This is a genomic window from Nocardia sp. NPDC087230 (genome assembly GCF_044744725.1).
Lineage (GTDB): Bacteria > Actinomycetota > Actinomycetes > Mycobacteriales > Mycobacteriaceae > Nocardia > Nocardia canadensis.
Genome location: NZ_JBIUYV010000015.1, coordinates 64,619 through 84,330 on the forward strand (window position 1 = coordinate 64,619; position 19,712 = coordinate 84,330).

The window sequence follows — 19,712 nt, forward strand, 5'->3', positions numbered from 1 at the left end:
AGGCATAACCCGCTCCAGCCCATATAGTTCGATCATGCTCCTGCCACGTATGGGTCGCACCCCGTCCGCGCGAAGCTCGAGAAGAGCTCGGAAGTCCGTGATCGCCGCTTCGGCGGCGATTCTGCTGTTCGGCCCCACGATGGCAGTCGCCGACGCGCAGCCCGCGCCGGCCGCCGACCTGCCCGCTCAGCTGATCGAGGCAGTCACGCGCGATCTGAAGATCTCCCCCGACGAGTACCTGCGCCGCGCCGATGTCGCGCAGCAGGTCGCCGCGTTCTCCACCACCGCGCAGCGCCAGTTCCCGCAGGCCTTCGCCGGCGCCTGGCTCAACGACGCCGGTAACGCCGTCGTCGCGCTCGCGTCCGGTCCCGGCGCCGATCAGGCCCGTGAGGCCGCCCAGTCGGCCGGTTTCGAGGTCCGCAACGTCGCCAAGAGCGAGTCCGCGCTGCGTGGCGAGAAGACCGCGTTCGAGAACTGGCTGGCCGCCGCGCCGCCGGAGGTCGCCAACCTGGTTCGTGGCGTCGTCATCGACACCGTGAACAACGCGATCGCGGTGCGCGTGGAGCAGGCCGGTCTGCCGCTGCCGAGCTTCATCGACCCGTCCCGCGTCGTCGTCACCGCGCCGCCGGTGGCCGGCGAGCGTGTCGACCTCTCGGCCACCCCGGTCGCCGGCGACGGCAACGGCGCGCTGGCCGGCGGCGACGCCTACGCCTCGGTGGTCGGCCGCAGCTCGCTGCGCTGCTCGCTGGGCTTCAACGGCACCGACCGCGCGGGCAACGTCATCAACATCTCGGCGGGCCACTGCAACCCCGACATCGGCTCGGCCGGTACCGGCAACGCCGCCGCCGTCTACGAGCTCAACGGTGACCGCGCGGGCGCCCAGCTGGGCACCTTCCAGAAGTCGGTGCTCGGCGAGCAGGACTACTCGATCATCCGGGTCAACGACAACGCTCGCGCCCGCTTCGAGAACAACCTGGTCCGCGTGCCGGGCAACGCCCCGATCGCGGTCGACGGCGTGGCCACCCCGGTGGTCGGCGCGCCGGTCTGCAAGTCGGGTGCGCGCACCGGCTTCAGCTGCGGCATCATCAACGGCGTCGACCAGACCGTGCAGGTCGGCGATCGTCAGCTCACCCAGAGTTTCTCGGCCAACATCTGCGCCCTGCCCGGTGACTCGGGTGGCGCGATCGTGACCGGTCGCCTGGCCCTGGGCATCTCCAGCGCGTCGTCGGTCGCCGACTACCCGATCTGCGAGATCCCGAACATCATCGGCGCGATCACCGGTGACGTCCCGCAGCTGTTCGCGCAGCCGCTGAGCGTCGTCCTGTCGGACAACCCGGGTCTGGCGGTCCGCACCAACTGATCGCGGTCCCACCGCAGGCACAGAGCAGCCAGAAGAGGCCGGTAGCAGTGCGCTACCGGCCTTTTCGGTGTCCAGGGCATGCTGGGGTCATGTGTCTGGTTCTGCTCGCTTGGCGAGCGCACCCCGAGTATCGGCTGATCGTGGCCGCCAACCGGGACGAGTTCTACACCCGTGCCACCGAGTCGCTGCGCTACTGGCCGGAGGAGCCGTCGCTGCTGGCCGGTCGCGACCTGGGCGCGATCGCGGTGGGCACCTGGCTCGGCCTGCGCACCGACGAGGCTCGCTTCGCGACGGTCACCAATGTCCGCGATCCGCGCGACACGCCCGCCCGCCCCCGCTCGCGCGGCGCCCTGCTGATGGACTACCTGCGCGGCGCGCACAGTCCACCCGAGTATCTGTCCGGGGTCGCGGACGCCGCGCCCGATACCTATGTCGGCTACAACCTGCTGACCAGCGATCTCCGCAGCCTGTGGTGGCAGTCGAATCGCAGCGGTGTCGGTCCCACCGAGCTGGCGGCGGGTCTGCACGGGCTGTCCAATGCCGCTCATGTGGCGACGGTGCCCGGATCTGTCCACAGTCGTCCCCAGGCCGACCCGACGGTCGTCGGCGTCGGCGCACCACCACTGTGGCCGAAGGTCGGCAGCGGCCTGCGCGGTCTGCGCGACATCGTCGCCACCGCACCGGATTCCGTCGACGACTACTTCGCCCTGCTCGCCGACCGCACCGAGGCGCCCGATGATCGGCTCCCGGACACCGGCGTCCCATTGGCGCTGGAGCGCGCCGTCTCCGCCCGCTTCATCGCCCATGATCTGCACGGCACCCGGGCGAGCACGGTGCTGCTGATCCGGGAGGACGGTCGCTACACCATGGCCGAGCGCACCTTCGGCCGCCACGGCGTCGCCGGCGGTGCGGAATCGGTGTCCGGGGTACTGGTGCCGGATTGAGAAAACGCGGAAGGCCCCGCTCCGGATCGGAGCGGGGCCTTCGCGGTAACGCTGTTCGAGCGGTGCGGGATCAGTTACCCGGCGCCGGAGCCGAAGCCGCCTGGGTGGGCTTGTCGGCCCACACCGAGGTGTTCGGGGCCGCCTGCAGCACCTGCAGCAGCTCGAAACCGGCGACCGCCATGGTCGGGCCGCCGATGGCGATCATGCCGAGGATGCCGCCGATGGTGGCGCCCAGCGGCAGGCCGACGACGCACCCGGCGAGCACGGCGATCAGGCCGAGGCCACAACCGACGATGGCGCCGATGGCGGTGCCGACGAAGGTACCGATCGCGGTGCCGATGCTGAACTTGCTGGAGAAGTCGTTGATCGCCTTCTGGTTCTCCTGGACCGAGGCGATCTCGGTGCCCTTGAGAACCGGCTGCGGGACGACGGTCTCCTGACCGATCTCGACACCGGCGGGCTTCTCCGGGGTCAGCGACAGGACCTTGCTGTCCTTGGCGACCTCGGTCTTCATCGGGATGTCGACGCCGTTGATCGCGTAATCGATCGGCAGCGAGATCACGACAGCCCCCCGACTGTCCTTGATCTCGGCGACCTTGGTCTTGGGAGCCTCCGGGGTCTCGCCCGCCTGCTCGACGATCGAGAAGGTGCCGTTCTGGAGGGTGGCGACGACGGTCTTGTCGACCAGCTTCACCGAGTACTTGATGTCCTGCGGGGCCTCTTCAGCATGCGAGGTGCCCATGGACACGGTCATAGCACCGATAACCAAGGCGGCTGCCGCAGTGGTCCTACGGAAGTTCATTCGGGTTCCAATCCATCAGGTGTGGTGCGGCGTGCGATCCGCGACACGCGAGACTCGTCAAGCAGAGACACACCGTGAGGTGTCCCTTACTTCTCCCCGAGCAGTGTGAAGACCGGCACAGCAGACAGAACAGCTGGAGCCTAATGGACTGAAACCCATGAGGCCAGAACGAATCTCACCGACCGGAGTAAGCCTGTCCTTAGCTCCGTCGCAGATCACGCACGGTTTACGGTGTTCACCAGCAGCCCTGGGAACCTTCCGGCAAACATTTATGTGATATTGCTCACAAGCAAAACCCAGGTCAAGCCGCAGTAAACAAGGTCAGAGCACAAATGCCGATCCTACGGTGGACACCGGTAGTTACTGGCCGGTAACTTAGCGCCGGTTACGATACGAGCCAACCGGGTGAGTTCGCTCATCCACAACCCTCGTGTTGCCTCTAAAGAAAGGTCGCGACATGAATGCCCTGACAATCACGCTGGGCACGATCGGAGCCACGCTCAGCCTGTTGTGTTGGGCGTCGTTCTTCGGCGGCGTGTGGAACATCGGCAAGGCGGTGACGATCGGCCAGTCCGCGCCGGATCGTTGGCGACCGTTCTTCCCGCGGTTCAAGACCATGGTCATCGAGTTCCTGGCGCACACGCGGATGAACAAGTTCCGCACCGTGGGCTGGGCACACTGGCTGGTCATGATCGGCTTCATGGGCGGTGCGATCCTGTGGTTCGAGGCCTATGGACAGACCTTCAACCCCGAGTTCCACTGGCCGCTCATCGGCGACACCGCCGCCTACCACCTGTGGGACGAGATCCTCGGCATCGGCACCGTGGTCGGCATCGGCACGCTCATCATCATCCGCCAGCTGAACCACCCGCGGATCCCCGCTCGGTTGTCGCGCTTCAGCGGCTCCAAGTTCGCTCCGGCCTACGTGATCGAGACGATCGTCCTGCTCGAGGGCCTCGGCATGATCTTCGTCAAGGCAGGCAAGCTCGCGACCTACGGCGGCGCGCACGCGTCCACCGATTTCTTCACCATGCAGATCGCCAAGCTACTGCCTGCGAGCCCGACCATGGTGTCGATCTTCGCGTTCATCAAGCTGATGTCGGGAATGGCGTTCCTGTACCTGGTCGGCCGCAATGTCACGTGGGGCGTGGCGTGGCACCGCTTCAGCGCGTTCTTCAACATCTACTTCAAGCGTGAGGCCGACGGCAGCGTCGCCCTGGGCGCGGCCAAGCCGATGATGTCCAACGGCAAGGTCCTCGACATGGAGAACGTCGACCCCGATGTCGACAACCTCGGTGTCGGCCGCATGGAGGACTTCTCCTGGAAGGGCTGGCTGGACTTCACCACCTGCACCGAGTGCGGTCGCTGCCAGTCGCAGTGCCCGGCCTGGAACACCGGTAAGCCGCTCTCGCCCAAGCTGCTGATCATGTCGCTGCGCGACCACGGTTACGCCGCCGCCCCGTACCTGCTGGCCGGTGGCCGCAAGGATCCCGGCGGCGACGAGATCGGTCTGGTCGACGCCGACGGCAAGCCCGACGAGGCGAAGCTGGCCAAGATCTCCGAGGCCGCCCGCGCCGAGTCCGAGCGCCCGCTGATCGGCGGCGAGGACGTGCACGGCGTCATCGATCCCGAGGTGCTGTGGAGCTGCACCACCTGTGGTGCCTGCGTCGAGCAGTGCCCGGTGGACATCGAGCACGTCGACCACATCATCGACATGCGCCGCTACCAGGTGCTGATCGAGTCGGAGTTCCCGTCCGAGCTGGCCGGTCTGTTCAAGAACCTGGAGAACAAGGGCAACCCGTGGGGCCAGAACTCCAAGGACCGCCTCAACTGGATCAAGGAAGTCGACTTCGACATCCCGGTCTTCGGCCAGGACGCCGACAGCTTCGACGGCTACGAGTACCTGTTCTGGGTCGGCTGCGCCGGCGCCTACGAGGACCGCGCCAAGAAGACCACCAAGGCCGTCGCCGAGCTGCTCGCCACCGCGGGCACCAAGTTCATGGTGCTCGGCGCCGAGGAGACCTGCACCGGTGACTCGGCTCGTCGCGCGGGCAACGAGTTCCTCTTCCAGCAGCTGGCCATGCAGAACATCGAGGTCATCAACTCGGTGTTCGAGGGTGTCGAGCAGTCGAAGAAGAAGATCGTCGTCACCTGTGCGCACTGCTTCAACGCGCTCAACAACGAGTACCCGCAGGTCGGCGGCACCTACGAGGTCGTGCACCACACCCAGCTGCTGAACCGCCTGGTGCGGCAGAAGAAGCTGGTGCCGGTGGCCTCGGTGTCGCAGAACATCACCTACCACGACCCCTGCTACCTGGGTCGGCACAACAAGATCTACAACGCGCCGCGTGAGCTCATGGAGGCATCGGGCTCGACCCTGGTCGAGATGCCGCGGCACGGCGAGCGGTCCATGTGCTGTGGTGCCGGTGGTGCTCGCATGTGGATGGAAGAGCAGCTCGGCAAGCGCATCAACGTCGACCGCGTGGACGAGGCACTGTCCACCAACCCGACCAAGATCGCGACCGGCTGCCCGTTCTGCCGCGTCATGCTCACCGACGGTGTCACCGCGCGTCAGGAGCAGGGTCAGGGCGAGGGCGTCGAGGTCGTCGACGTCGCGCAGCTGATGCTCGACTCGATCACTCGGGTCGACGCCGCCGAGCTTTCGGCGAACCTGCTCGTCGTCCAGGAGCCGAAGGCCGAGCCGGAGCCCGAGCCCGAACCGGAACCCGCGCCGGTCGCCGAGGTGGCCGAGCAGGCCGCCCCGAAGGCCGCGCCGACCGGCGGTGGTCTGGGCATGAAGGGCGCCGCGAAGGCCCCCGGCGGCGGTCTGGGCATGAAGGGCGCCGCCAAGGCACCGGGCGCCAAGGCTCCCGCTGCCGAAGCCGCTCCCGCCGAGGCCGCTCCGGCCAAGGGTCTGGGCATGAAGGGTGGCGCCAAGGCACCCGGCGGCGGACTCGGCATGAAGGGCGGCGCGAAGGCTCCGGGCGCGAAGGCAGCCGAAGCGGCGCCTGCCGCCGAGACCGCGGCTCCCGCGGCCCCGGTCAAGGGTCTGGGCATGAAGGGTGGCGCCAAGGCACCCGGCGGCGGACTCGGTATGAAGGGCGGCGCGAAGGCCCCCGGCGCGAAGGCTCCGGCCGCTCCCGCCGAAGCCGCCGCACCCGCCGAAGCCGCGCCCGCACCGGCCGCCCCGCCGGTCAAGGGCCTCGGCCTCAAGGGCGGTGCCAAGGCTCCGGGCGCGAAGGCTCCCGGCGCCAAGGCCCCCGCCGCCCCGGCTCCGGCCCCGGCAGCGGAAGCCGCCCCCGCAGCGGAAGCGGCCCCGGCCGCCGAAGCTCCCGCCGCGACCCCGGCCTCGGCTCCCACCGAGACCAAGCCGACGGTCGCCGCCAAGGGCCTGGCCATGAAGTCCGGCTTCAAGCGCCCCGGCCCGAAGGCCCCCGGCGCCGCAGCTCCGGCCTCCGCGGCCCCGGCTGAGCCGACGGCCCCGGCCGAACCGGCAGCCCCCGCCGAGCCCGAAGCCACGGCGGAACCGGCCACCCCGGCCGAGCCCACCAACGGCAACGGCAACGGCAACGGCACCCAGCCGGTGGCCCCGCCGACCGCCAAGCCCGGCGGCCTCGGCTTCAAGTCCGGCGCGAAGGCCCCCGGCCGCAAGAACTGACAACTGAAAAACCACGAGTGAGGCGCGGATTCCCCGGAATCCGCGCCTCGCTCGCGTTCACGCCCTTCGCTGCCGAACGCGGTCCATGGCAGCGCAGCGAGCTCTCAGCACTGGCTGGGCTCGTCGTTCTTCACCACGGACAGCACTGCTTGCGCCTCTCCGACCGGCGTCCCGGGCGCCGGTTCTTGCGCGACGACAACCCAATTGCGGTCCATCACCTGAGCTCGGCCACGACCACTGGCGTCCTCGGAGCGAGAGAAGAACACACCCGCGGCCTGGATCGTGTCCTGCGCTGCTTGCAGATTCATGCACACCACCGCGGGCATCAGCGCCGCAGGTGCTGGAGCGGCAGCGGGTGCGGTGGTCACCGGTGGGACTACTACCGGTGGCGCCGAAGACGTTGTCGGCGCGGGCGCGACCGTCGAGGGGCCGACTGCCGCGACCGTTGTCGTCGGCACGGTCGCCGACGGGGTGTGCGCTCCCGATGCGCTCTCGACCGCACAGCCCGTCGCTCCGACCAGCACTACCGTGGCTACACCGACCACTCGGCCGGCCATCGTCACATGATTCATCCTCAGATATCCCCTGCTCGCAGACGTCAGAGCGATCTCCTGACCGCCCCATCGCGCTCCCCCCGACAGGAGTGCTGCGCGAGCGTATCCCCGCTGCCGCAACCGAAAGGGCGATACCGGCAAGTAGCCGGCAACCGAATTCGCGTCAGCAGTCGGCGAACCAGGCTTTCGCGTAGCCCGCGGATTGGTAGGTGTAGTCCCAGGCCCAACGGGCCGGGGAGAGGTGGGGTTTCGGGTCGACGAAGAGCAGCTCGCCGGGCCAGCACTTGCCGAGGATGTAGCGGGCTCGGGAGATGTGGGGCGTGAAGGTGACGACGATGACGCGAGTCCAGTCGGTGCCGAGGCGGGCCAGTGCGCGGCCTTCGCCGAGGGTGGTGCGGGGACTGGGGTCGAAGCAGATGACCTCGAAGCGGTAGCCGCCGTGGCAGATCCGGTTGACCATCGGACTGTGCTCGTAGGGGTTGGAGATCAGGACGCGGGGCGCGTACCCCTCGGCGGCCAGCCGCAAGCCGAGCTGTTCGCGACCGTCGTGCGCGCCGCCGAGGACCAGGATCGCGTCGGCGGGCATCGGCGCGTCGACGCGCGGCCGCACATACACCGGCCACAGCGCGACCACCGCGACCAGCACCGCGAGCAGCAGCGCACCGAGAAGGAACCACAGCCGGCGCACCGGCTCGATGCTAGTGACGCGCCACCCACCCGACCCGATGACACGTCCACACCCGCGAACACCCTGCACACCCACGATCCGAACCTTGCACCCCGCCGGACACCATCACCGCAGGTAGCGGCCCCACGCGACCGGACGGCCGATCGATGTCTCCCCCTGTACACCAGATGTTGCGCCCCCTCTTGCCTCACTGACGCGGCGTAGCCACGCGCGCCGCTTACCAACAGAACTATGCGATGCACAGTCTTCGGAACGGGGTACCTGGGGGCCACGCATGCCGCGTGTATGGCCGAGCTGGGGCACGATGTGGTCGGGGTGGATGTGGATCCCGGCAAGGTGGCCAAGCTGGCCGACGGTGTGGTGCCGTTCTACGAACCGGGTCTGGACGAGGTGCTGCAACGCAACCTCGCCGCGGGCCGCCTGCGGTTCACCACCGACTACGAGGACGCCGCGGCCCACGCCGACGTGCACTTCCTGGGCGTCGGCACGCCACAGAAGAAGGGCGAGTACGGCGCCGACCTGAAATACGTCCACGCCGTGGTCGACACACTGGCCCCGATGCTGGAGCGCCCGGCGATGATCGTCGGCAAGTCCACCGTGCCGGTGGGAACCGCCGCGGCCCTGGGCGAACGGGCGCGCGCGGCGGCGAACGTCGACGTCGAGGTGGCCTGGAATCCGGAGTTCCTGCGCGAGGGCTTCGCCGTGCAGGACACCCTGCGCCCGGACCGCCTGGTCCTGGGCATCGACAACGCCCGCGAGCGGTCGGCGTGGGTCGAGCAGCAGATCCGCGAGATCTACGCCGACCTGATCGCCGCCGAGATCCCCTTCCTGCTCACCGATCTGGCCACCGCCGAACTGGTGAAGGTCTCGGCGAACGCCTTCCTGGCCACCAAGATCTCGTTCATCAACGCGGTCTCGGAGGTCTGCGAGGCGACCGGCGCCGACGTGACGATGCTGGCCGACGCGCTGGGCTACGACGCCCGCATCGGTCGTCGATTCCTCAACGCCGGATTGGGTTTCGGCGGCGGCTGCCTGCCCAAGGACATCCGCGCGTTCATGGCCCGCTCCGGCGAGCTGGGCGCCGATCACGCCGTGGCGTTCCTGCGCGAGGTCGACAACATCAACATGCGCCGCCGCACCAAGGTGGTCGACATGGCCGCGCGCGCCTGCGGCGGCTCGCTGCTGGGCGCGAACGTCGCGGTCCTCGGCGCCGCGTTCAAGCCGGAGTCCGACGACGTGCGCGATTCGCCCGCGCTGAACGTCGCGGGAATGATCCAGCTGCACGGCGCGGTCGTCACCGTGTACGACCCGAAGGCCGTGGAGAATTCGCGCCGGGTGTTCCCGACGCTGAACTACGCCACTTCGGTCGCCGAGGCGTGCGATCGCGCCGACGTGGTCCTGGTCCTGACCGAGTGGAACGAATTCACGGCGTTGACCCCCGCCGATCTGGATCCGGTGGTGCGGTCCCGTTCGATCATCGACGGTCGCAATTGCCTGGACCGCGCTACCTGGCGCGACGCCGGGTGGGTGTACGCCGGACTCGGTACCCCGTAGAGTGGCGATCCAAGCGGGGGCTGCCGGGCATAGATCCGAGTGTGCAGGCTCCGCATGTCGTGCAGTAGGGAACGAGATGGGCAGCTGATGAGTGCGGTATTGGGAGTATCGGTGGGGGCCGGCACAGTGCGCCTCGCACGCCCGCAGCACGGTGGTCCCCACGGCTTCGTCCCCCCGTATTCGTTCGAGCTGCACACCATTTCGATGCCGGAGCACCAGGCCGAGGAATCGGCCGCCGACGCGATCGCCGCGACGCTGGCCGCGGCTCCCGAGGTCGCGGCCACCACGGTGACCTTCCGCAGCGAACCGCAGGCCAGGGCCATCCGGGCCGCGATGGCGCGGCGTCAGCTCACCAACTATCAGCTGGTTCCCGAAGCGGTCGCCGCCGTGCATTTCGCGCACGCGACCACCGATATGCGCGAGGTCTCCGCGCTGGCGGTCTACGACCTGGGCAGTTCGGGGCTGACGGTGAGCGTGGTCAACGCCCGCACCAGCGACGTCTACCAGTGCGAGCGGATCAGCGACATCAGCGGCGACTACCTGGATTCGCTGATCCGGGAGCAGCAGATCGCCTCGGGCCGTATCGCGCATCCGGCCGACCCGGTGGGCTTGGCCGAGCTGGACGCGCTGTGCCGGGCGGCCAAGGAGCAGTTGTCGAGCACGAACGCGGTCGCGCTGCCCAGTGAGCAGGGCCTGGTGCTGCTCACCCAGGAGAACTTCGAAGCGCTGATGATGCTGGCGATCGAGTCGTCGGCGCGGATGACGCGCGATGTCATCATCCGCGCGCAGCATCCGGTGCAGGCGATCATGGTGATCGGCGGTGGCGCCCGGATCCCGTTGATCGCCCGGGTGCTGGAACGCACGATCGGCGTGCCGGTGATCGTGCCCGCCGAGCCGGAGACCGCGCTGGCCCGTGGTGCCGCGCTGCTCGCGCGGCCCGCGCAGGTCCAGCAGGCGCCTGCCGGTCCCCCGCCCGCCCCGATGACCGAGATCGACGACGCGACCCCGGCATGGCTGACCGCGCCCGCGCGCCGTCGCCGACCGCTGAGCTCGCTGACCAGCCGCAACGGCCACAACCGCCGGGAGCTGAACGCCGCGGTGCTGACGGTGAGTTCCCTGGTGGTGGTCGCCGCGATCGGCCTCGGGCTCGGGTACGGCCCCGAGGTGCTCGAACGCGGCAATTCCAGTGACGGCTCCCAGGCCGTACCCGAGTCGAGCGCGCCGCGTCCGACCCTGGCGGGCCCGTCCTCGGCGCCCGCGACGACCACCGACGCCGTGCACGCGACGGTGGCCGCGCCGCCGGTGATCCAGCAGAACTCGCAACCGACCACCTCGGCGCCGCCGTCGCAGGGCCCCAACACCATCACCGTGGTGCCGGGCCTGCCACCGATCGTCGTCCCGACGTTGCCGCCGGTGGTGTTGCCCGGCTTCCCGCCGCCGGGGCAGTAGCGCTCAGTTCCTGGCGTGCCGGGCCCGCTGCGGCGGCGCGGCGACCGGCTTGGCGCCGAAGGGCCGGGCCAGCAGCACCGCGATGAGGGTGGTCAGCGGCACCGACAGGGCCAGCGCGATACCGCCGACCGCCGACCGCGCGATCTCGATGGCGACGGCGTCGCCGGTGAGCACGTCGGTGATGGACCGCCCGGCGATGCTGAACAGCAGCAGCAGCGGCAGCGCGCCACCGGCGTAGGCGAGCACGAGGGTGTAGACGGTGCTGGCGATGTGGTCGCGCCCGACCCGCATGGCCGCGGTGAAGATCTCCCCGCGAGACGCGTCTTCGTCGAGCGCGGCGAGCTCGAACGCCGCCGAGGCCTGGGTGATGGTGACGTCGTTGAGCACACCGAGCGAGCCGATGATGAAGCCGGCCAGCAGCAGCCCGGTGATGCTGACGTGCTGGATATAGGTGGCCACGTTGGTGTTCTGCTCTTCGGACAGGCCGGTGAGGTTGGTGATCTCGAGCGCCACCCAGGACAGCAACGCCGCGACGAGCATCGAGGCGAGCGTGCCGAGCAGCGCGGAACTGGTCCGCAGATTCACCCCGTGCGCGAGGTAGAGCACCACGTAGAGGATCAGCGCGCCCGAGACCAGCGCGACCGGGATCGCGGGCTTGCCGTCGAGCAGCGCGGGCAGCAGGAACATGACGACGACGGCGAACGCGAATACCAGGCCGAGCAGTGCCCGGAACCCCCGCCACCGCGCGACCACACAGATGACGATGACGAACGCGAGCACGATCACCAGCAGCGGCAGCCCGCGCGAGTAGTCCTCGAACGCGTACATGGTCGTGCCGCTGGGGTCGGCCGCGCGCACGATCCGGATCTCGTCGCCGGCGCGCAGGTCGGGTTGCCCGGGGCCCGGCGCGATTTCGAACAGCGTCTTCTTGCCCTCGTCGGGCCCGGAGCGGATGTCGATCACGCTGCGCTGACAGGTGTAGGAGGCGGCGCGCGGCTCGATCGGCTGCCCCGTGAAAACCTTCCCGTTCGACGGGCTACCGCACGGCCCGATGTCCTGTAGCACGACGGTCCCGGCCTCGGTGTGCACCGCGCCACCCGACACGGTCTGCATCGGCAACGGAATCTCGACATGCTGCGCGCTCGGCCACAAGATCGCGGTCGCAACCAGCACGATCACCCCGATCACCCCGAGCAGCCCCACCACGACCTTCGCCGCGGTAGCCCCGATGGCGATGGGCCCCGAATGATCGTGGTGATGGTGATGATGATGATCGCTCACCGGCAAAGCTTAAAGGATGTCGTTTTCAAGAACGACTCGCAGACAAAAGCCTCCCCGCGCCTTGGTCTGGCCAAAGTTCGCGGGGAGGCGGGCTGTTTGTTGGGGCGGCGGAGAGCAGGGGGATGTCTCCGCCGCCCGCAGGCAGGCGCCCAGGGGGGTAGGCGCGCTTACCTGAGGCTCTCGGTTGTCCAGGGGGGGTAGACAACCGGGCCGGGCGCCGAAGCGCCGAGGACTACTGTACACAAAAGTTGGACTTTTGCACTAGTAGCTCTTCAAAAACTGCAAGATTCCGAACCCGGAGTCTGTTTTGGTCAATCTATACGGATGACCAGGTTGCCCAGGCCCCGCGAACTCACTGGTCACAGCCTCGCGGGGTGAGGACTCACTGACGGTAACTGGCGAGGAAATTGCCGAACCGCTCGATCGCCACCGCCAGATCCCGCGCCCACGGCAGGGTCACGATCCGCAGGTGATCGGTGTCGGGCCAATTGAACCCGGTGCCCTGCACCATCAGGATCTTCTCCTGCAACAACAGATCGAGCACGAGCTTCCCGTCGTCGTGGATCTCGTGCACGTTCGGATCCAGACGCGGGAACGCGTACAGCGCGCCGCGCGGCTTCACACACGACACACCGGGGATCATGTTGAGCCGCTCCCAGGCCACGTCGCGCTGCTCGAGCAGCCGCCCACCGGGCAGGATCAGGTCCTCGATGCTCTGGTGGCCGCCGAGCGCCACCTGGATCGCGTGCTGGGCGGGCACGTTCGGGCACAGTCGGGACGAAGCGAGCAGGTCGATGCCCTCGAGGAAGCCGGCCGCGTGCTCCTTGGGCCCGGTGATGGCCAGCCAGCCGGACCGATACCCGGCCACCCGGTACGCCTTGGACAGGCCGTTGAACGTCAGGCACAGCAGATCGGGCGCGAGCGAGGCCAGCGAGATGTGCTTGGCGTCGTCGTAGAGAATCTTGTCGTAGATCTCGTCGGCCAGCAGCAGCAGGCGATGCTTGCGCGCCAGGTCGACGATCTGCTGCAGCACCTCCGCCGAGTACACCGCCCCCGTCGGGTTGTTCGGGTTGATCACCAGCAGGGCCTTGGTCTTGTCGGTGATCTTCGATTCGATATCGGCGATATCGGGCTGCCAGCCGTTGGCCTCGTCGCACAGGTAGTGCACCGGGGTACCACCGGCCAGGCTGGTCATGGCCGTCCACAGCGGGTAGTCGGGCGCCGGGATCAGCACCTCGTCGCCGTTGTCGAGCAGCGCCTGCATGGTGACGGTGATCAGCTCGGAGACGCCGTTGCCCAGGTAGACGTCGTCGACGTCGAGCTCGGGGAAACCGGGCACCAGCTCGTAGCGGGTGACGATCGCGCGCCGGGCCGACAGGATGCCCTTGGACTCGGAATACCCCTGCGCGTACGGCAGCGCCGCGATCATGTCGCGCATGATCACATCGGGCGCTTCGAACCCGAACGGGGCCGGATTGCCGATGTTCAGCTTGAGGATGCGGTGGCCCTCGGCCTCCAAACGCGCCGCGTGTGCGTGTACCGGCCCACGGATCTCGTAGACCACGTCCTGCAGTTTCTTCGACTGCTCGAGAACGCGCGGCGGCACATGCGGCGATTGAGGACTCACCCGACCAATGGTGCCATCCGCCCTCATCTGCCTGGTGGCAGGCCCGCGGCGGCGGTGGCGCCGCAGAATTCCTCGATCCGCTCGTCGAGCTGGCGGGCCTCGAAGGCGTCGCGATAGGCGGGCGCGGCGATCCGCCGCCGCACCCCGGTCAACCGCTCGCCGAGCTGGGCGATGCGGCGATCCTCGGGCAACCCCAGCACCGGGCGCAGGGCGTCGGCGGCACCGTCGATACTGCCGTTGATGAGGTGGGCCGCGGCGTTGTCGACCCGCGCCAGCGATTCGGCGCCGTAGGAGCGCTGCAGGGCGGGTCCGCTGGAGTACAGGGTGATGGCCCGTTCGGTGGCGGCCAGCGCCTGTTCGGCCCGACCGAGCTGGATGCAGGTGGCGCCCGCGTAGTACGCGGCCTTCGGCGCGCCGAAGCCGAACACGCCGCCGATCTCGTCGTGCAGCTCGTCGCGCCGGTCGCTCACCACCGCCTCGGCGGCGCGCAGGCAGCGGTCGGTCTCGGTGTCGCTGCCCAGCCGCGCCCACACCCTGGCCTCGATGTTGAGCAGCCGGACCCGAGCCAGGCCCTGCCCGGCGAATTCCTGTCCGCTGCGCGCCAATTGGACCGCGTTGCGCGGCCGATCCGACCAGTTCTCGATCAGCGCGTGCATGCCGCGGGTCCACGCGCGTAAGCCGTTGTGGCCGCTGAGTTCGGCGTATGCCCAAGCGGCCCTGATCTGTTCGCCCGCGGCGTCGAGGTACCCCAGGTCGGTGCTGGCGTTGGCCATCAGCCCCGACAGGGTGCCGGCGAGCAGGTAGAGATGACTGGTGTCGCCGGGCTTCTGCTGCCCGTCGAGTAGTCGGTACACCCGCCGCCGCACCCGCAGCATCTCGACCATCATGGGCGCAGGCGCGGCGTGCACGTATTCGTTGGCGATGCGCCGGACGTCGGCGTCGAGCTGAGCCAGCGTCGTCGCGCCGACATTCGTGCTCTCCGCGGCAGCCGCGTGCTCGCTCGCCTCGTGCGCAGCCGCCATGATCAACTCCCTCTCCGACATCACCTCGGGCACAGCGCCTTTGATCGCACCGGCGTCGACGAAAGCGAGCAGGTCGGCGTCGGCGCCGGTGGGCGCCAAAAGGGTAGAGAAACGTGCGCGGACCACGTCGTCGGACCGGGCCAGCGACGTGTCGAGCGCGGCTTGGTTCACCGGCCGTGGGCGCACGCGTGCGCCACCGGCCTCCCACTTCGAGACCAGTCGTTCATGCACGCCGAGATGAGCCGCGAACTCCCGGATGCTCATTCGTTTGGCATCGCGAAGAGCTCTGGCCTCTCTGCCTGTCCACTCCCCGACCACGGCGTCACCTCATCCGATGGACTACTGCTCCCAGAGTACGAGTGCGACAGTGAGACACGCCACATCTTCACGGAATCGGTTGCCTGAGGCAGTGAAAGGGCGGTGCGGGGCAGTGGTCGCGCGCACGCGCAGGGACCATCCTGGAAGGGTGGAAGCCAGAACTGTCGACGACTGGGTGTCTTGCTACCAGCGCGAATTCGGGCTACCCGTTCGCGAGCGTGGTGGCTTCGTGATGCTGCCGATCACCGATCGGCTCTGCGTGGTGCACCTGCCGACCACGCGCGCCGAGTCGGTGCTCGAGACCTTACGGGAGCAACGCCGGGCCGGTCCGGTGCTGGCCCGGCAGATCCGCTGGAGCCTGCTCACCGAACCCGATGCCCGGCCGCCCGCCGAGGTGGTCACCGAGCTGGCCGGCCTCGACATCGATATCCCCGGCATCGGCAGCGCGGTCATGCTGCCGACCAGCCTGGGCCGGTGGAGCCGCGAGGGCTGTCACTGGGTGCGTCCGCCCAGCCGCGACGACGTGCTGCCGCCGCTGTCGCTGGTGCTGCACCTCGCCCTGTCGGTGACCCCTCAGCGGGTCTCGACGGCGTTGAGCGAGGCGGGCGGCAACGGGAAGTTGAGATACGACCGCGACGGCGTCGGCCCACGCTGCCCCTGATACTTCGAGCCGGCCGCGGCGCTGCCGTACGGGTGCTCGGCCGGGCTGCTCAGCCGGATCAGGCACAGCTGCCCGATCTTCATGCCCGGCCACAGCGTGATCGGCAGGTTCGCCACGTTCGACAGCTCCAGGGTGATGTGCCCGCTGAACCCCGGGTCGATGAACCCCGCCGTCGAGTGGGTGAGCAGCCCGAGCCTGCCCAGGCTCGACTTGCCTTCCAGGCGTCCGGCCAGGTCGTCGGGCAACGAGCACACCTCAAGCGTGGACCCGAGCACGAACTCGCCCGGATGCAGCACGAACGGCTCGCCCGGCTTGGGCTCGACCAGGCTGGTCAGCTCGTCCTGCTGCATGGCCGGGTCGATGTGGGTGTAGCGACTGTTGTCGAACACCCGGAACAACCCGTCCAGGCGCACGTCGATGCTCGACGGCTGCACCATCGAATCCAGCATCGGTTCGACACCGAGACGCCCAGCGGCGATCTCGGCCCGGATGTCACGATCGGAGAGCAGCACGCGCCCAGTCTAAGCAGCCTGATGCCGCAGGTAGACCGCCCCCACCCTCTTGGGCAGGACCAACGGGAGCCGATGGCCCCGGCGAATCGCCGACGTCGCCGAGGCCACCGGCCGGTATCCGCCGGAAAGCTACGGCGTCGGCTGGACGATGCCGCCCGGCCCGCTCGGCGGCGCCTGTGTCGTCGGGTTGACGAGGTCACCCGGTCCCATCGGCGGCGGCGTGGTGGTCGGGTTGACGATGTCGCCGGGCCCGGTCAGCGGCGCCGGACTGGTGGTCTCGACCGGCGGCGGGGCGGTCTCGCCGCCCCCGTCCGGCCCGGCGCCGTGATTCGGATTGGTGCAGATCGTGCCCTCACACGGCACCCAGGTCCCGTCCCCGTTCGGGTTGGGCATCATGCCCGGCGGCGTCGTGGCCGGGTGCTGATGCCCCGGGTCACCGTGGCCGGGGTCGTGCTCGGCCGACCCGGTGGTCGTCGTCGCCTTCGCGCTGGTGGTCGTGGCCTTGCTGGTGGTGGTCCCGGTCTCGGACCCGGAGTCGTCGGAGCAGCCCGCCCCGAGCACGGCCAGCGCCGCGATCACCGATACGAACAGAACCCGCTTCATTCAGTCAGCCTTTCGTCGTCCCGGCCCACCCGACCCGGCGACACCGAGCCGAAACCTCGAACCGGAGAACCTGTTACGCCGCACCCCGCGGCAAGACCGACCCCGCACGCAACGCTGACCCACTGTGCGGACCCGTCGACGCACTGTAGAACGCGACCCCACCCACCCGACCCGTATTCACCCCACCACCCGTCAACACCGGTCGACACCCACCCACCCGAACCGGCCCGAACAAAGAGTTGACCGGCACACGAGCCGGTCTGATAGAGTCGCGAACGCGCTCGATGAACGCACGCCGATGTAGTTCAATGGTAGAACTTCTGCTTCCCAAGCAGACAGCGCGGGTTCGATTCCCGTCATCGGCTCCAGCACGAAAGCCCCCAGGTCAACCGGGGGCTTTCGTCGTTTCCGGCGCCCCGACTTCGGGCGCTGATCCTGCTGGCCGCGTGTCGCTCATGGCGCGTTCGGGCGACCGTCGATACGCGAGCACTGCGAGCAGACCGGGGAACAGGCCCCAGCCGATTATCAACACCAGCCAGAACAATGGTGGTGGCGAGGCCGGGCCGGGCTCGGGATGCTCGAAACTCGGAGATCTGACAACCCCGGAGAACTGCACGAGCCAGAGTGCGAAATCGACGAAGAACAACGAGCAGCCACCCAGGATCACCCACCGCCACCCGCTCAGGGCACCGACGATCAACGCCGACCCCGCCACGACCGCAACAGTCAGCTTGGCCACGAGTAGTGCGTGGCTGCCTGCCGAAACCTCCTCGTCGGGCATCCCTTCGAACTGTAGGACGATCGCGTAGAACAGAACCACAAGAGCAGCGACACAGGCGCCGAGCCCGGACAACACGCGCATCCAGACGCTCGATGTCATCATGACGGCATGGTAGTCACAAACTGCCGTACACGATGATCTCCACCTCGGCCGCCGCAGCGAGCTCGCCGAAGCGCGAGAGCTTGTCCGCCGGAAGAAAACCGAGCACCAGACCGTTCTTGTCGGCGACGACGCCGATCAGCGCGGTGCCGACCGCGCGGCACCGATCAGCCAGCAGCCGGAGGTAGGCCTGGAGTTCGGTCTCGCGGAATCCGGTATCCGCGGCGCACCGGTCCCAGGTCAGTCCTTCCGGACAGGTACGAAGCAGCGCTGGGCGGCGGCGAATTGTCGGTCGCGACGATGCAGCGCAGCGGAATCGGCGTGCTGAGTTCACCGGCCAGCCGCCCGACCTCGCGGGCCAGGGCGATCCCTTGCCGAAGCAGGGTCCGCTGCGCGTCGACACCGATGATCGACACCTCGGCGTACGTCCTGTCCACGGGCACAAAATCTTCCAGGTGAAAGACCGTGTGAAAGCACTCCCAGCCGGTGCGATCGGAGTGCGGCCCCGGTGCGTGATCGGCGTGCGCGGGAACCGGGGCCCAGCACACCACTTCGTCGCGGAAACCGATCCCGCGGTCCACCCACGTCCGCAGCCCGGCCGCCAAGCCCTCTGCTGGGTCCAGGCCGCCGAAGCCGTCCCGCAGATCGAGCAGTCCCGCCGTTCGGTCGTTCATCGTCACCGCAAGCACGGCCAACGCTATCGCTCACTCCGCCGGCGACGCACGGGGTTTGATTCGCGCACGGCGACGGCCCCGGATCGGGAGAGCCAGGGCCTTCGTCGTCGGTGTGGTCAGCCCGTGTGCAGGGTGCGGAACTTGCTGCCGTGGAAGACCAGTGGGTCGAGGTCTTCGCGGGCGGCGACGCGGTTGACGCGCAGGAGGACGACGAGGTGGTCGCCCGCGGGGACGTGGGTTTCCGGGACGCCTTCGATCCACGCGGTGGCGCCGTCGATGAAGACCGCTTCGCCGGTGCCGCGGTGCAGGGCGGTCTCGCGGAAGCGGTCGCCGTTGCGGGCGCCGAGGGCCTTGGCCGCCGCCTGCTGGTCGGTGCCGAGCAGGCTGAGGCCGAGGTGGCCGGCAGCGGCCAGTTTCGGCCAGGTCGAGGAGGAGTTCTGCACGCAGAACGAGACCAGCGGCGGGTCGAGGGAGACCGGCACGAAGGTGCTCACCGCCAGACCGTGCGGGGTGCCGTCGATCTCCGCGCACACCGCGACGACCCCGCTGGGGAAGTTGGCGAAGGCGCGGCGCAAGCCGCTGCCGTCGGCGGGAAAGTCCAAGAGCTCACGCATGATTCGTTGCCTCCACCGGCTGTTCGATCAGTGCCGCGACGACAGGCGCCCAGCGCTGGGCGTAGGCCTCGATGACGCCGTCCTCGGCGAAGCTACGATCGGCGAGATACAGCCCCGGCAGCGCCGCGGTCCCGCCGATTTCCACCAGGACCGGCTTGAGCAGCAGATCCGGGGCGAGCGCGTGGGCGGGCCCCGCGCCGAGCATCACCGGCACGGTGATCACCCCGGCCAGCCCGGTGCCGCCGTCGAACTGCTCGAGGAACAGTTTCAGCAGCCCGGTGTAGGTGGCCTTGAAGGTCGGACTGGCGAAGACGACCAGCTCCGAGGCGGCCACGGCGCGCGCGGCCGCGGCGACCTCGGGATCACCCCAGCCGAGCAGGCCGGGCCCGAGGGTCACGAGATCGATCACGTCCGGCTCGACGCCGGGGCGCAACGCCTCGGCGACCCGGACGGCCGCGGCCGAGGTGCGAGACGCCGGTTTCGGATTGCCGACGACGACGGTCACTGTCAC

Annotated in this window: 18 protein-coding genes and 1 tRNA gene; 7 read left to right on the forward strand and 12 right to left on the reverse strand. The window is 68.9% G+C overall.

Annotation, left to right across the window (positions count from 1 at the left end; genetic code table 11):
* The first annotated feature begins 97 nt into the window (after positions 1-97).
* A complete protein-coding gene (locus ACIO52_RS30600; RefSeq protein ID WP_374104828.1) occupies positions 98-1,360 on the forward strand; it encodes a S1 family peptidase in 1,263 nt (420 codons plus the stop codon).
* A gap of 89 nt (positions 1,361-1,449) precedes the next feature.
* Positions 1,450-2,304, forward strand: coding sequence for an NRDE family protein (locus ACIO52_RS30605; RefSeq protein WP_402648767.1), 855 nt, complete (start codon positions 1,450-1,452; stop codon positions 2,302-2,304).
* 70 nt (positions 2,305-2,374) lie between these two features.
* Here ACIO52_RS30605 and ACIO52_RS30610 read toward each other — a convergent pair whose 3' ends face one another.
* Entirely contained in the window at positions 2,375-3,058 is a 684-nt protein-coding gene (locus tag ACIO52_RS30610) for a hypothetical protein (RefSeq protein WP_218716741.1), read from the reverse strand.
* 505 nt (positions 3,059-3,563) lie between these two features.
* Between ACIO52_RS30610 and ACIO52_RS30615 the strand changes: the two genes are divergently transcribed.
* Positions 3,564-6,764: a (Fe-S)-binding protein gene (locus ACIO52_RS30615; RefSeq protein ID WP_402648770.1), complete on the forward strand. Its 3,201-nt coding sequence runs from the start codon at positions 3,564-3,566 to the stop codon at positions 6,762-6,764.
* Positions 6,765-6,868: 104 nt separating this feature from the next.
* Here the strand turns inward: ACIO52_RS30615 and ACIO52_RS30620 are convergent, their stop codons facing one another.
* Both ACIO52_RS30620 and ACIO52_RS30625 read right to left on the reverse strand, forming a co-directional pair.
* Positions 6,869-7,132, reverse strand: coding sequence for a calcium-binding protein (locus ACIO52_RS30620; protein WP_308248376.1), 264 nt, complete (start codon positions 7,130-7,132; stop codon positions 6,869-6,871).
* Positions 7,133-7,481: 349 nt separating this feature from the next.
* The gene (locus ACIO52_RS30625) at positions 7,482-8,006 is read right to left on the reverse strand and encodes a YdcF family protein (protein WP_218716739.1); all 525 of its coding nucleotides are present in this window, start codon (positions 8,004-8,006) and stop codon (positions 7,482-7,484) included.
* Between the two features lie 231 nt (positions 8,007-8,237).
* On the opposite strand from ACIO52_RS30625, the gene ACIO52_RS30630 reads away from it, so the two are divergent.
* A complete protein-coding gene (locus ACIO52_RS30630; RefSeq protein ID WP_218716738.1) occupies positions 8,238-9,560 on the forward strand; it encodes a UDP-glucose/GDP-mannose dehydrogenase family protein in 1,323 nt (440 codons plus the stop codon).
* A 204-nt stretch (positions 9,561-9,764) separates the two neighbouring features.
* Positions 9,765-11,009 carry an Hsp70 family protein gene (locus ACIO52_RS30635; protein WP_255587069.1) on the forward strand — a complete coding sequence of 415 codons (1,245 nt, stop codon included), beginning with the start codon at positions 9,765-9,767 and terminating at the stop codon, positions 11,007-11,009.
* 3 nt (positions 11,010-11,012) lie between these two features.
* Here ACIO52_RS30635 and ACIO52_RS30640 read toward each other — a convergent pair whose 3' ends face one another.
* The 3 genes from ACIO52_RS30640 to ACIO52_RS30650 all read right to left on the reverse strand — a co-directional run bounded on the left by ACIO52_RS30640 (position 11,013) and on the right by ACIO52_RS30650 (position 15,203).
* Positions 11,013-12,290 (reverse strand): YibE/F family protein, encoded by a 1,278-nt coding sequence (locus tag ACIO52_RS30640; RefSeq protein ID WP_218716736.1) that lies wholly within the window; start codon positions 12,288-12,290, stop codon positions 11,013-11,015.
* Positions 12,291-12,672: 382 nt separating this feature from the next.
* The gene (locus ACIO52_RS30645; protein WP_255587067.1) at positions 12,673-13,944 is read right to left on the reverse strand and encodes a pyridoxal phosphate-dependent aminotransferase; all 1,272 of its coding nucleotides are present in this window, start codon (positions 13,942-13,944) and stop codon (positions 12,673-12,675) included.
* A complete protein-coding gene (locus ACIO52_RS30650) occupies positions 13,941-15,203 on the reverse strand; it encodes a DNA-binding transcriptional regulator (RefSeq protein ID WP_218716735.1) in 1,263 nt (420 codons plus the stop codon). The genes ACIO52_RS30645 and ACIO52_RS30650 overlap by 4 nt, the downstream gene beginning before the upstream one ends.
* A gap of 202 nt (positions 15,204-15,405) precedes the next feature.
* Here ACIO52_RS30650 and ACIO52_RS30655 point away from each other — a divergent pair, with 202 nt between their 5' ends.
* Entirely contained in the window at positions 15,406-15,918 is a 513-nt protein-coding gene (locus tag ACIO52_RS30655; RefSeq protein WP_308248375.1) for a hypothetical protein, read from the forward strand.
* On the opposite strand, the gene dcd is transcribed toward ACIO52_RS30655, so the two are convergent.
* Both dcd and ACIO52_RS30665 read right to left on the reverse strand, forming a co-directional pair.
* Positions 15,831-16,430, reverse strand: coding sequence for a dCTP deaminase (gene dcd, locus ACIO52_RS30660; protein WP_218716734.1), 600 nt, complete (start codon positions 16,428-16,430; stop codon positions 15,831-15,833). The two genes, ACIO52_RS30655 and dcd, sit on opposite strands and share 88 nt — an antisense overlap.
* A gap of 129 nt (positions 16,431-16,559) precedes the next feature.
* Complete coding sequence (locus ACIO52_RS30665; protein ID WP_218716753.1) at positions 16,560-17,033, reverse strand: hypothetical protein; 474 nt, start codon at positions 17,031-17,033, stop codon at positions 16,560-16,562.
* A gap of 294 nt (positions 17,034-17,327) precedes the next feature.
* Between ACIO52_RS30665 and ACIO52_RS30670 the strand changes: the two genes are divergently transcribed.
* Positions 17,328-17,401: transfer RNA gene (locus tag ACIO52_RS30670), tRNA-Gly, on the forward strand.
* Positions 17,402-17,418: 17 nt separating this feature from the next.
* On the opposite strand, the gene ACIO52_RS30675 is transcribed toward ACIO52_RS30670, so the two are convergent.
* The 4 genes from ACIO52_RS30675 to ACIO52_RS30690 form a co-directional block, all read right to left on the reverse strand.
* Positions 17,419-17,916, reverse strand: a complete 498-nt coding sequence (locus ACIO52_RS30675; RefSeq protein WP_402648778.1) for a hypothetical protein — start codon at positions 17,914-17,916, stop codon at positions 17,419-17,421.
* 164 nt (positions 17,917-18,080) lie between these two features.
* Positions 18,081-18,608 carry a hypothetical protein gene (locus ACIO52_RS30680; protein ID WP_402648781.1) on the reverse strand — a complete coding sequence of 176 codons (528 nt, stop codon included), beginning with the start codon at positions 18,606-18,608 and terminating at the stop codon, positions 18,081-18,083.
* Between the two features lie 95 nt (positions 18,609-18,703).
* Positions 18,704-19,201: a flavin reductase family protein gene (locus tag ACIO52_RS30685; RefSeq protein WP_402648783.1), complete on the reverse strand. Its 498-nt coding sequence runs from the start codon at positions 19,199-19,201 to the stop codon at positions 18,704-18,706.
* Positions 19,194-19,712, reverse strand: coding sequence for an NADPH-dependent FMN reductase (locus ACIO52_RS30690; RefSeq protein ID WP_218716730.1), 519 nt, complete (start codon positions 19,710-19,712; stop codon positions 19,194-19,196). The genes ACIO52_RS30685 and ACIO52_RS30690 overlap by 8 nt, the downstream gene beginning before the upstream one ends.